The sequence below is a fragment of the Chloroflexus islandicus genome (assembly GCF_001650695.1).
Lineage (GTDB): Bacteria > Chloroflexota > Chloroflexia > Chloroflexales > Chloroflexaceae > Chloroflexus > Chloroflexus islandicus.
The window spans coordinates 1-12,760 of sequence record NZ_LWQS01000097.1 but is presented as its reverse complement, the minus strand read 5'-3'; the positions used below and the strand labels follow the sequence as shown (position 1 = coordinate 12,760).

General features: G+C 61.9%; 12 protein-coding genes. 5 read left to right on the top strand and 7 right to left on the bottom strand.

Going from position 1 to position 12,760, the window contains the following annotated elements; genetic code table 11:
* The first annotated feature begins 384 nt into the window (after window positions 1–384).
* From A6A03_RS17945 to A6A03_RS17935, 3 genes are all read left to right on the top strand, one after another.
* Complete coding sequence (locus tag A6A03_RS17945) at window positions 385–1,482, top strand: M20 family metallopeptidase (protein WP_066791033.1); 1,098 nt, start codon at window positions 385–387, stop codon at window positions 1,480–1,482.
* 79 nt (window positions 1,483–1,561) lie between these two features.
* Window positions 1,562–2,704 (top strand): THUMP domain-containing class I SAM-dependent methyltransferase, encoded by a 1,143-nt coding sequence (locus tag A6A03_RS17940; RefSeq protein ID WP_066791031.1) that lies wholly within the window; start codon window positions 1,562–1,564, stop codon window positions 2,702–2,704.
* Between the two features lie 3 nt (window positions 2,705–2,707).
* Window positions 2,708–2,896 (top strand): hypothetical protein, encoded by a 189-nt coding sequence (locus tag A6A03_RS17935; protein WP_066791029.1) that lies wholly within the window; start codon window positions 2,708–2,710, stop codon window positions 2,894–2,896.
* 59 nt (window positions 2,897–2,955) lie between these two features.
* On the opposite strand, the gene ybeY is transcribed toward A6A03_RS17935, so the two are convergent.
* The 5 genes from ybeY to A6A03_RS17910 all read right to left on the bottom strand — a co-directional run bounded on the left by ybeY (window position 2,956) and on the right by A6A03_RS17910 (window position 7,508).
* On the bottom strand, window positions 2,956–3,417 hold the full coding sequence (gene ybeY / locus A6A03_RS17930; RefSeq protein WP_066791027.1) for an rRNA maturation RNase YbeY: 462 nt from the start codon (window positions 3,415–3,417) through the stop codon (window positions 2,956–2,958).
* A gap of 81 nt (window positions 3,418–3,498) precedes the next feature.
* Window positions 3,499–3,957 (bottom strand): NUDIX hydrolase, encoded by a 459-nt coding sequence (locus A6A03_RS17925; protein ID WP_066791025.1) that lies wholly within the window; start codon window positions 3,955–3,957, stop codon window positions 3,499–3,501.
* Between the two features lie 11 nt (window positions 3,958–3,968).
* The gene (locus A6A03_RS17920; RefSeq protein WP_012259161.1) at window positions 3,969–4,520 is read right to left on the bottom strand and encodes an inorganic diphosphatase; all 552 of its coding nucleotides are present in this window, start codon (window positions 4,518–4,520) and stop codon (window positions 3,969–3,971) included.
* A 116-nt stretch (window positions 4,521–4,636) separates the two neighbouring features.
* Window positions 4,637–6,346, bottom strand: coding sequence for a hypothetical protein (locus A6A03_RS17915; protein ID WP_066791023.1), 1,710 nt, complete (start codon window positions 6,344–6,346; stop codon window positions 4,637–4,639).
* Between the two features lie 214 nt (window positions 6,347–6,560).
* The gene (locus tag A6A03_RS17910; RefSeq protein ID WP_066791021.1) at window positions 6,561–7,508 is read right to left on the bottom strand and encodes a foldase protein PrsA; all 948 of its coding nucleotides are present in this window, start codon (window positions 7,506–7,508) and stop codon (window positions 6,561–6,563) included.
* Between the two features lie 198 nt (window positions 7,509–7,706).
* On the opposite strand from A6A03_RS17910, the gene A6A03_RS17905 reads away from it, so the two are divergent.
* A complete protein-coding gene (locus tag A6A03_RS17905; protein WP_281181304.1) occupies window positions 7,707–8,504 on the top strand; it encodes an enoyl-ACP reductase FabI in 798 nt (265 codons plus the stop codon).
* Between the two features lie 60 nt (window positions 8,505–8,564).
* Window positions 8,565–8,921, top strand: a complete 357-nt coding sequence (locus A6A03_RS17900; protein ID WP_066791019.1) for a hypothetical protein — start codon at window positions 8,565–8,567, stop codon at window positions 8,919–8,921.
* Between the two features lie 21 nt (window positions 8,922–8,942).
* Here A6A03_RS17900 and A6A03_RS17895 read toward each other — a convergent pair whose 3' ends face one another.
* Both A6A03_RS17895 and A6A03_RS17890 read right to left on the bottom strand, forming a co-directional pair.
* Window positions 8,943–10,415, bottom strand: a complete 1,473-nt coding sequence (locus A6A03_RS17895; RefSeq protein ID WP_066791018.1) for an NADH-quinone oxidoreductase subunit N — start codon at window positions 10,413–10,415, stop codon at window positions 8,943–8,945.
* A gap of 286 nt (window positions 10,416–10,701) precedes the next feature.
* A complete protein-coding gene (locus A6A03_RS17890; RefSeq protein ID WP_066791016.1) occupies window positions 10,702–12,279 on the bottom strand; it encodes a complex I subunit 4 family protein in 1,578 nt (525 codons plus the stop codon).
* Window positions 12,280–12,760 lie beyond the last annotated feature (481 nt).

Here is a 12,760-nt window from a genome sequence, read left to right as displayed (position 1 = left end):
GCGCAAGCGATGCCTCAGCGGGTTTCTCCCGTGCTCGTGGGGGATTGCTTCGCCGCGCAGGGGCAGAGCGGTGCTCTACCCCTACGCGCGGCTCGCAATGACAATGGGGGAGCGGGGGGACTGCCCGCTCTCCAGCCTTCACCTGCTGAGGGCGGGAGACGCATCTCACCTCCCCCAGCGGGGGAGGGGCAAGGGGTGGGGGCCATCCGCGCAATAGGGAGCTACTATAGTGACTACATTTATTGCTAGTAAAACATCGTAATAGTGCCGTACTGCTCTAGGTCTGTGGTACACTAGGGAAAGTACCAAGACGCACTAGCGCGCAGACGCCCCAACGCTTGGGTACATGGTGTCTGCGCGCTCCTCATCATCAGGATTGAGTGTATGAGCGAACTGGCCGAAGAACTCACCCGCCTGACGTGCGACCTGATCCGGTTTGAGACCATCGCCGGACGGCCTGATCAGTTGCAGGCGGCGATTGATTATGTCGCTACCTATCTGGCCGATGTGCCGGGCATTTATCTCGAACAAAGCAGCGCCGAAGACAAACCGGCGCTGGTGGTGACGCTTCGACCGACCCGCGCGCCACGTCTGATGCTGAACGGCCATTTGGACGTGGTGGTCGGCCAACCGCACCAGTTCGCGCCGGAGGTGCGCGATGGCCGGATCTATGGACGCGGCAGCCAAGATATGAAGGGGAGCGTGGCGGTGATGATGCGGCTGATCCGCGATTTGGCCGCCCGCCCTCACCCACCTGACGTCGGTTTTCAGTTTGTGACTGACGAAGAGATTGGCGGGCGCAACGGCACCGGACGGCTGCGCGATGAAGGCTGGCGGTGTGCGTTTATGCTCTGTCTCGAACCGACTGATCTCGGCATCTTGTTCGAGCACAAGGGTGGCATGTGGGCCAAGTTGCGCATTCCCGGTCGCGCCGCCCATGGCTCGCGGCCATGGGAAGGCGATAACCCGATCTACCGCCTGACCCAAGGTATTACCGCCATCACCGAACGCTATCCGCCACCAACCGGCCCGCACGATTGGCGCACCTCGGTCACGCCGACTGAAATTCGGGTGGGGGCCGGCTCGCGCAATCAGGTGCCGGCTGAGGCGCTGGTGACGTTTGATATTCGCTGGACTGCCGATACGACGCCGGAGGCGATTCAGGCCGATTTGCAAGCAGTCTTCCCAACCGCGGAATTCGTGAGCGTGATGGCTAGCGCCGGACTCCGCACCGACCCCGAACACCACGAAGTCGGTCAGATCGCCGATCTGATCGAGCGCCACACCGGCCAGCCGCCGCGCTTCTACCGCGAACATTTCGCAACCGATGCGCGCTACTATTCGCATATCGGCGTGCCCGCCATCTGCCTCGGCCCGGTGGGGCAAGGGTTGCATTCGGCGGAAGAATGGGTCGATATCGCGAGTCTGGTGACGCTCTATCAGATTATTACCAGCTATATTGACACTATGCGCGAGCAGTAACCGCGCAATACCTTCCCGTTGGCTCGCCCGGCAATGGAGAGCGAGTTGACGGCTTATCGAATGAGAAGTTCAAACCAGTATGCTGTACCTATTACAAACCCTGCCCGGTCTTGCCGCGCTCACGTGGCGCGAAGTCGAGCAAACGATCCGGCCCGACACCGATCGACCGGCGCCGCGCCAAGTCGGCATCCGCGGCGTACCGGCGCGCAATGACCTCATCTTGCTCGATCATCAAGGTTCGCCGCGCCCGCTGTTGGCGTTGCGCACGATTGAGGATGTCTTCGTCGTTGCAGCTCGCGGCTTTAAAATCGCGCCCGACGATCGCGGCCTGCGCCAAATCCATGCCGCCACCCGCAACGAAGAGGCAGTGAAACCGGCGCTCGACGTGTGGCGGCGGTTGAATGGCGGCAAACGCAACGGCACCTTTCGCGTCGTGACCCGCATCGTCGGCAAGCACAGCTTTCAGCGTCGCGAGTTTGGCCGCGCCGTCGCCGATGCGATTCGCGATGGCTGGCCGGGACGCTGGCAGCCCATCGAGGAAGAGGCCGATCTGGAAGTGTGGGCAACGTTGCTCGAACAAGAACTGATCGTCGCGATCCGGCTCTCTGACGCCTCGTTGCGCCTACGCGGCAAGATTGCCCACCTGCCGGCTTCGCTGCGCCCAGCCTTAGCGGCAGCGATGGTTATGTTGACCCATCCGGCAGAGGATGACATCTTCCTCGACCCGATGGCTGGTGTTGGCACTTTGTTGCTCGAACGAGCGGCAGCGGGGCCGTTTACCGCGCTGTACGGCGGTGACATTAGCCCGGCGGCGGTGACAGCGATGCAGGCCAATTTGCGCGGCGTGCGTGGCCAGATCGAAGTGCGGCGCTGGAATGCGACGAAGTTGCCGTTGCCTGACGCAAGCGTGACTAAGGTGGCGGTGAATCTGCCCTTTGGCACCCAGATCGGCGAAGGCGAAGACCTCGAAGAGCTGTACCGCGATGTGTTGTACCAGATTGCCCGCGTGCTCAAGCCGGGAGGGAGACTGGTAACGCTCGTCGCCGATCAGCAACTGCTCGACCGCGCCCGCGCTCATGCCGCACCGGTCTTGCGCGCCACCGCCCGCCACCGGGTGCTGGTGCTCGGCCATCGGGCAACCATCTGTGAACACATCCGTGTGGCCGGTGCGGCAACACCGCCGCCGCCGCCGCTGCCCCCCGAAGACGACGACTGGGAGTAATCCATGCCGCGCCGAATCCGTTCGCTAATTAGCACCTTGGTTATTGTGTTCGTCTTTTGGTTGATCTGGTCGCGGCTGCACATTGTGATCTGGGTGCAAATGCCGTGGTGGGGGTTATTGCTCTTGGCGATCGGGATCTATTTGGTGATCGATTACGGGATCGATCAAGTGTTTGGCCGGCGCCGGCGGTAGGGGCAAGCGTAGGGGCATAGCGACGCTATGCCCCTACGCTATGCCCCTACCGCCACTGTTTACCGCGGCAATCCCAACGCCGCCATCACCACCTCTTCGCGCGCACGCATAGCGGCCTCGTCGTCAGGGCCGCGCTCGTGGTCGTAGCCAAGCAGGTGCAGCACGCCATGCACCGTCAGATAGGCCAATTCGCGGGCCGGACTGTGACCATATTCTGCCGCTTGCGCCAACACGCGCTGGTACGAGATCGCAATATCGCCGAGATAGCGCGGCTGATCGGGCGCCACCACAAACGGCCCATGATCACCATCATCGGCGAAGGAGAGGACATCGGTTGGCGCGTCAACCCCGCGAAAATCACGGTTGAGCCGGTGTAATTCGGCGTCGGTGGTAATGCGAATGCCCAGCTCGCACCCGGCAGGCGCGTGTTCGTTGGCCAGCGCCGTGCGCGCCGCCTGTTCGACCAACGCCGCATCAACCTCGATCCCCTCATCAACCAGCACTTCAATGGTATAGCTCATAACCCGTGCGTCCCTTGCGCGAAAAAACGACGCAGAGGATCGCGCTATTGGTGGCTGCGACCCTCTGCTGTTTGATCCAGCTTACGGTTTTGGCTCATCGGCAGCGCGCTGCAATGCCTGCTGCGCTAGCAAAAGCACATCGCGCTCGCGCTCGAACGAGACGCGGCGCAGCGCTTCATCAAGCGGAAACCAACGGGCATCATCAACCTCTCCCGCTTGTGGCCGCACCTCACCCCGTTCGTAGCGTAGCAGAAAGAGATCGACGTATTTATGCACCCGGCCCGTGCCCGACCGAAACCAATACTCGATCGTCGCCAGATGCCGCTCAACCACGCCCTCCAAACCGGTCTCTTCGGCAACTTCACGCACGGCGGCGGCCTCAGCGGTCTCACCGCGGTTGACATGCCCTTTAGGCAGCCCCCAGCGTTCGCCGCGATCGGTGGCAATCAGCGCCACTTCGATCTGCGCGGCGACGATCCGGTAGATGACACCGCCAGCCGAATAGGCTGTACGATGTGACAAAGAACGGCGTGAAGTCATGGATGTCCAAATTAGGCACGCTTGAGCACACGACCGGCCCGCATGTCCCAATAGCGATCGATCGAGTACTGAATCCGCTCGCGAGCGACATCCGCCGACTCCCAGCCGACCGGCTCGACCCGTGAGCCTTCGAGATCTTTGTACACGGTAAAGAAGTGCTCAACTTCGCGCAAGTAGTGCGCCGGCAAGGCGGTGTAGTTGTGGTAATCGGCGAAGAAGGGATCGTACTGCAACACTGCCAGCACCTTATCATCCGGCTCGCCCTTATCGAGCATGCGGAACAGGCCCAGCGGGCGCGCTTCGACAATGCAGCCGGGGAAGGTCGGCAGGTTGGTCATCACCAGCACATCGAGCGGGTCGCCGTCATCGTAATAGGTCTGCGGCATAAAGCCGTAGTCACCGGGATACTGCACCGCCGAATAGAGTACCCGGTCGAGGCGGAACGCACCGATCCGCTTGTCAAACTCGTACTTATTGCGCGATCCCTTCGGAATTTCCACCACGACGTGAATCACATTCGGAACGTCTGGGCCGGGCTCCAGATCGTGCCACAGGTTCTGCATTGGTAGCCTCACTCGCATAACGTAACTTGACCCATTACCGCAAGATTATAACACGTCATGGCAGCAAAGAATCGGAGAGACGCCGCTGGCAACGTCTCTCCGCTAAGCTCGTTCCTTTATCGGGCAGCGAGCGCCAGCGCAATCCCGCTGGCCCGATAGCGCGGCCATTCGGCTTGCGGCGCGTAGCTGATGATCACCACGTTGTCCGCCAACCGCGCGACCCCAGCGATAGCGTTGCCGTTAGCCGCTTGGCCGGTGAAGGTGATCAGGCGGCTGCCGTCAGGGAGCTGGTACGGCGCTTCAGCTTGGGCCACCGTAACCCAATCAGCGACCGCTTGCGGCCATCCCGCCTCGCTCAGCACCGCCGGATCGGCCACTGCGCGCCGGCCTACCAGCCGGCCATTGCCGGTCGCCGCCAGCTCGCCGGGTTGCGTGACCGGCAGTAGTTCCCATTCCGCCGGAACCATGATCGCACCGGTATCGATCTGGGCCATTGCCAACCCAGCCGGCGCCCAGATCAGCGGGCTGGCGTAATCAACGATGGTCGTCAACCGCCGTTGCGGTTCGCCGCGCGGCGAGAGTTGCCATACCTCGCCGGCAGTCGCCTCGGCATAGAGCGGCTGATTGCGATCAGCCGCCGGGTTCCAGCCAGAGGGTACCAGCGCCGCCAACGCATTGCCGTCAGGCGACCATGCCGCCGCCGCCACCCGGGGCAGGCGGGCCACCAGTTGGCCGCGCAGCGTCACATCGCCACCCGGCAGCACCTCGCGCCGCTCGCCGCGCAGCTCGACCAACGCCAGCCCCCAGATATCGTAGCCGGTAAAACCGCGCGCATCGCTAAAGTTATACTCCACCAGCGCCAAACGCTGGCCATCGGGGGCAAACGCAGGCGGACGGTGCCAACCGGCGCCGGCCAGCGCCGGCACGCCGCCGCCCTCGCTGCTGCCGGCGATCATAGTTAGGTTAATGTCAACCAGCGCCTGATAGCCGAGAAAGCGTTGATAAGCTACCTCGCGCGCATCGGGCGACCATGCTGGCGCATAGACGAGATAGCCCGCCTCGACCGAGCCATCGGCAGTGGCAAAATCCCACGCATTAGCGCCGGCTCGATTCACTAGCCGGATCGCGTTGGTTTGGCCGGAGAAGGGCAAGAAGTCAGGTTGCGCGGTTGGCGGCGTCGTGTAAGCTAACCGGCGGCCATCAGAGGCGAATGCCGGATCACAGCCGGGGCCGATGGTGCGTTCCGTCGCCGCTGGCAGATCGACGATCGCAACGGTTGCCGCCGCACACCAGCGGCTCCAGCGCTCCCAGTCGAACGGCAAGACCGGCGGATCGGCGGCAGCGGCATAGGCGAGCGACAAGCCGTCAGGCGTCCAACTCAGACCATACGCCACGCGACCGCGCACCAGCACCCGCGCCTCACCGCTCTGGCGATCGATCACGCTGATCGTCTGGCCATGGGCAATCGCAATCTGCCGGCCAGCAGCATCAACAGCGACATCGCGCACCTCAGCAGCCAGCACCCGCTCGCGCCCGCTCGCCGGATCGAGCGCCACCAATGACCCATTCCGCAAAAAGAAAATCTCAGCCGGATAGGCCGGCGCCACAACTTGCGGTTGGGGCAATGGCGTAGGTGAAACTGGCGCCGGCGTTGGCAGCGTGGTTGGCGTCAAGGTTGGCACCGCCGTCGGCAACGTGACCGTTGCGGTCGCCGGCGCAGCGGTCGGTGAAGGTATCGGCGAAGACGGCGCCGGCGTTGGCGGCAGCGCCGCCGCGCCGCACCCGGCAAGGACGAGCAGGCAGAGCAGCCAGAGACGGTGCAACATGGTGATCACGTCCTTCCTGCAAGCAGGCGAATGCTCATCTTGGAGAGTTGCAGCGCCAACCGGACGCACGCAATCATCCCGTTCACTATTAAAGATGAACGTGATCGATCGTTAGTTCCCGCGGTAGGGACAGAGCGTTGCGCTGTCCCTACCGATGATGTTAACCCAACCGTAATCGTGGGACAGAGCATCGCTCTGTCCCTACGACTACCGGTCACGGTTGGGTCAACGTCGAGAGGTCAACAAGGATCTCAATCTTGCCGGCTGACTCGGCTGCGCTGCGCAACTCGGCCACCCACGGCAAGAAGGTGGTACTGAACGCCTCTTGGCCGGCAGGTGTATCAAGCAGCATCCGGTCATCAAACGAACGCACCTCCGGCCCGCCGGTCACTTCGATAATGTGCCAGCCGTAATCGGTCTGAACCAAGCGCAGCTCACCCGGCTTCATGCTAAACACCGCCTCTTCAAACGGCGCGACATACATACCGCGTGGCGCCCAACCCAGATCGCCGCCTTGGGCCGCTGACCCCGGATCATCCGAGCGCGTGCGGGCCAGCGCTGCGAAATCGCCGCCATTCTGCAATTCGGCCAGAATCGCTTCAGCGGCAGCTTTGCGGCTCTCAGCTTCTTCAGGTGTGGCCGACACTAAAATATGGCGCGCGCGCACCTGCTCGGCGGTGGTATGCTTGAGCAACATCTGCTCGATCAGCGCATCACGCCGCAACAACCGGCGCAATTCCGCCTCATCGGCGATGTTATTGCTTTGCAGGAATGCCACAAACTGCGCCTCATCGCCACCGGCCTGCGCCAGCCGCAACTGGGTCACTTGCTCGTCGATTTTGGTCTCATCGACGGTAGCGCCCTCTTGCAGAGCGGCCTGCACGACTAATTCAACATCGATCATCTGATCAAGCAACGTTTTGGGATCAGCCCCCGGCAAATAAAACCGATCAAAATCTCGCCGCAAGATAAACCCGTCGCCAACCCGCGCAATCACCCCTTCAGGCGCTGAAGCAGTTGCAGCGGTTGGCGCCGGCGGCGCGCTGGTCGTTGTTGGTGAACCGGCCACCGTTGGCCCCGACGGCCCACCGCAAGCGGTTAGCAAAAGGCTCGCGGCCAAGACCAGCCACGCAGCGCGACGCATAAACCAAGCTAGCCTCACGAATAGACTCCTCTCCAAAACCACGTAGTGGACGTATTACAGACAATACGCCGCAATAGGTTCATCCTACCACATGTTGCATACCGGCACGAACAAGAGATGGCGATCATACGCACCAAAACTTTTGCGCCAAAGTATGGTAAGATGGCGCGCTAGTGAGGCGAAACAACGTTTGCCCAGATTGCAAGCTGCGATACGATGGAGGAACAACCTATGGGCCTGATGGAAGGCAAGAAGGGCCTGATTCTCGGTGTGGCCAACGACCGCTCGATCGCGTGGGGCATCGCGCAGGCCCTGCATCGCGAAGGAGCGACGATTGGCTTTACTTACCTTGGCGAGGCGCTGGAGCGGCGCGTGCGCCCGTTGGCCGAGAGCCTCAATGCGCCCTTGATCGAGCCGTGCGATGTGTCGAAAGATGAAGACATCGCCGCGCTGATGGAACGCGCCCGCGAGACGTTTGGCCAGATCGATTTTCTCGTGCATGCGATCGCGTTCGCCAACAAAGAGGAATTGAGCGGCACGATCCTCAATACGACCCGCGAAGGCTTCCGCATTGCGCTTGAGATTAGCGCCTATTCGCTGATCGCGCTGGTCAAGGCCGCCGAACCGATCTTTGCACCCAACGCGACTGTGCTGACGCTCAGCTACCACGGCGCGCGGCAGGTGATCGGCAGCTACAACGTGATGGGAGTCGCGAAGGCTGCGCTCGAAGCCAGTGTGCGCTATCTCGCTGCCGGCCTCGGCCCGCGCGGGATTCGCGTCAATGCCATCAGCGCCGGCCCGATCCGCACCCTCGCTGCGAGCGGCATCTCGAACTTCCGCAGCTTGCACAAGCATTTCGCCGAATACGCGCCGCTCCGCCGCAACGTGACGATCGAGGACGTCGGCAATGCCGCGCTCTACCTTTGCTCGCCACTGTCTGCCGGCGTTACCGGCGAGATTCATTATGTCGATGCCGGCTTCAACGCGATTGTGCCCGGCAGCAGCGAAGAGTAGCGGATCGAACGGCAGTGTGCTACAATGGGGCAACATGCGCACTGCAATGCGGAGGAGAGCATGGTAGAGATTGCAATTGTCTCAACCGATGGCGCAACGGGGCAACGGTTAGCGGCGCTGCTCGCGAACCTTGATTTCCGCGTCACGGTATATACCCCCGATACGCTACCGGCAGAGCTGCCAGCCCTGTTTATCGTGGCGATGCCGGCGCTGGCTTCGCCTGAAGAACAGGTGATCGAGCGCCTCCGCGCTGATGAGGCGACGGCGAACATCCCAATTGTGATTGCGAGCGCATTGCCGATGAACGAGTTGCAATCAGTGCCCTACGCCAGCGATTGGACGATCGCGATCGTGCCGGAGCCGGTCGAGGCACATGTATTAGTCGACACGATCAATTTCCTCTTAGGCAAGGGATAATTGCTGGGCAGGGGCGGGTCGTTACGACCCGCCCAACGCTACCAGCGAGCGTTCCACCAAGGCGAACACTGGCGCTGGAATGAGGCCAATCGCAATCGTGCCGACCGCCGCCACCACAATGTCAACGGTAAGACCGCGATTGAGCGCAGGGGCCGGCTCGCCTTCCGGCTCGGTCATAAACATGCGGATGATGACGCGCAGGTAGAAGAAGGCGGCCACGGCGCTGGTCAGCACCCCCACTAACGCCAACCACGGCAGGCCTCCCTCCCACGCTGCGGTAAGCGCGTAGAACTTGGCCATAAAACCGGCGGTCGGCGGCACACCGGCCAGCGAGAACATAAAGATTGCCATCGCTACCGCGAGCATTGGCTGGCGCTGGTAGAGACCGGCAAAATCGTCGAGCCGCCACGCATTCTCACCTTGGTGCTCGAGCGCGATTAACACCGCGAACGCCCCCAGATTGCTCAACGCATACACCAGTAGATAGAAGATAAATGCTTCTGGCCCGCGCTGCTCGCCGGCGACCATCACTCCCAGCATCACGTAGCCGGCATGGCCGATGCTCGAATAGGCCAGCATGCGCTTGACGTTTGTCTGCGCCACAGCACCCAAATTGCCGACCACCATGGTCAGCGCGGTGAGGCCGGCCAGCACCGGCAACCAGTACTCGGTCAGGGTCGGCAAGCCCTCGAAGAGCAGCCGCACCAGCGCCGCCAGCGCGCCCCCCTTAGTGCCGACGCTCATAAACGCGGCCACCGGCGTCGGTGAACCCTCGTAGACATCGGGTGTCCACATGTGGAAGGGAGCCAGCGCCACTTTGAAGGCAAAGGCGATCAATACCATCGCCGCGCCGCCGAGCAACAACGTGAGATTGAGGTCGCCCAAGCCGCGGTTGGCCACATACGCGCCGATCTCGGCCAGCCGGGTCGAACCGGTCGCGCCAAAGATCAGCGCGATCCCATAGACAAAGAAGCCGGCTGCGAACGCGCCCAGCACCAGATATTTCATCGCCGCCTCTTCCGAGGTCAGGCGCGGGTAAGCAAAGCCGGTCAAAATGTAGAGCGTAATCGAAAGCGTCTCGATCCCAAGGAACAGCACGATCAGATCGGTGCCTTGGGCCAGCAAGATCATGCCGCTGACGGCAAACATGATCAGCGGGTAGAACTCGCCTTGCTCGATCCCTTGGCTCGGTAAATACTCCAGCGACATCGCAATGCTGAGGATGCCGACCAGCAAAAAGACCCACGTCAGCGTGAGCGCAAACGGATCGAGCCGCAACATGCCGCCAAAGGTGGTACCGGTCACTTCCCAGAGCGGCAGACCAACCAAGCCAGCCACTACCAACCCGCCGATCGCAAGATAGCCGGTCAGTTTCTTGCGACCATCGGGAATGAAGAACACGTCAACTAACAGCAAGACGGTCGCCCACGTGACCACCACTAAGAGGGGCGCCATTAACGTCAGATCCACCGGCGGGATCGTCAATGAATCCATCTGATCTCCTCCTCGCCTGCGCCGGCGATACCGTTTGTTTCCGCCACATCACTTTGGGCGCCAGCCAGATGCGCCATTTGAGCCATGTGTGTATGGGTTACTATCATTTCACGTCCGTTCTCACGTCATGCTCTGTCGAGGGCGGGTTGGATCAGGTAGCGCATTGCCGCCCACAATCAGCTTTGGCGAACCTAGCAACGTTGTTTGCTAGAGCCGCTTGCCGCCCTCGTGCGCTTCGCCCCAACCACCTGCCATTGCTATCCATTGCGCTAGACACCGCCGATCGCTATCCGCCCGCCACCTGCGCCATCAATTCGGCGACCAGCGCCGCGACACTATGCTGCATTCCGGCAAAGAAGAGGGCGGGATAGATGCCAATTACCACAATTGGAATGCTCAACAAAGCGAACGTTGTGAGTTCGCGCCGGTTGAGATCGGGCAAATTGGCATTGGCCGGCTGCGAGACCTCACCCATAAAGACGGCCCGGAAGAGTTTGAGCAGGTACGCCGCCGCCAATACCACCCCACCAACCGCAATCGCGACATAGACCCAGCCGAGCAAGGGGGAGCGGAACGCGCCGGCGATGATGGTAAACTCACCTACAAAGCCATTCAGGCCCGGCAAGCCCGCCGATGAGAGCGCCACCAGCAGGCTGAAGGCGGCAAACACCGGCATCACCTTCCACAAGCCGCCATACTCGGCCAGTTCGCGGGTGTGGCGCCGCTCGTAGAGCACCCCGACCATCAAGAAGAGGGCGCTGGTGCTGAGGCCGTGATTGACCATCTGCAACACCGCGCCGCTGATCCCTTCCGCGTTGAGGGCAAAGATGCCGAGCACGACAAATCCCATGTGACTAACCGACGAGTAGGCCACCAGCTTTTTCATATCCGACTGGGCAAACGCCACCGCCGCACCATAGATAATGCCGATGACCGCCAGTACGGCCAAGGCCGGCGCGGCCCACTGTGACGCCGCCGGAAAGAGGGTAAGATTATAGCGAATGATGCCGTAGCCGCCCAATTTGAGCAATACACCGGCCAGCACCACCGAACCAGCCGTGGGAGCTTCGACGTGCGCATCGGGCAACCACGTATGGAATGGCCAGAGCGGCACCTTCACCGCAAAGGCGAGGAAAAACGCGCCGAAGAGGAGCCGTTCGGTGGTCGTATCGAGCGTAAAGCGGCCTGCCCGCAGATCGCTGACAAAGCGGCTGAAACTGAACGTACCGCGAAAACCGGGTTCGACGGCGGCAATAGCGTCGCGATGGAGCAGGTGCAGCGCAATCAACGCCAGCAACATCAGCACCGAACCGGCAAACGTGTAGAGAAAGAACTTGCGCGCAGCGTAGATCCGGTTCTGGCTCCCCCAAATCCCGATCAAAAAGGTCATCGGAATGAGCGTAAACTCCCAGAAGAGGTAAAACAGCAGCAAATCCTGCGCTAGAAAGACGCCAAGCATCGCTGTCTGCAAAATGAGCAGCAGAATCTGGAAGTTCCGCACATCCTTATGCACCGAATCCCACGTTGACAGCACCACAATCGGGCCGAGAAAGGTGGTCAGCATCACTAGCCAGAGACTGATGCCATCAACCCCTAAACTATAGGTTGCGCCAACGATCGGCAACCACGGCAACTCTTCGACAAACTGCATGACCGGCGGCGCGCCCACCATCGCGATCTGCATCGGATTGGTCTCGAAGCGCAGCGGCAACAGCAGCGAAAGGAGAAAACCGGCCACCATCGTCGCCAGCGATATCCGGCGGGCCAACTCGGCATTGGCGCGCGGCACGAACAACAACGCCAACGCCCCGGCTGCCGGCAGCCAGAGGATGAGCGAGAGGAGCGGAAAGCCTAGCTGATTCATAGCACTCCCTCGTGGAGCGACGGGCCGGCCAGATCATCGCCAGCCGCCGCTCCGGCCTTCCCGTACCAGAGAAACCCTTGACCGTCTGTGAACGACGTTTGTACCTGTTTGCACCGGCGCCCGTTATGCGGCGAAGCAATCCCCCGCGCGCACGACCCGATCCCGCTCAGCCATCCATCCCGCTACAGCAGGAGATTGCTTCGGGCGCTGCGCGCCCTCGCAATGACAGACGGGCGCGCGGGCGCTGGTCGTGCCCCCACCCCCCGGCCCCCTCCCCCGCTGGGGGAGAGGGCACTGCCTGCTCCCGCCTCCGCTGGGGGAGGGTTGGGGTAGGACGGCACCCCCGCTCCCCCACTGTCATTGCGAGCCGAACGCAGGGGCAGAGCGGTGCTCTGCCCGCACGAGGCGAAGCAATCCCCCGCGCGCACGACCCGATCCCGCTCAGCCATCCATCCCGCTACAGCAGGAGATTGCTTCGGGC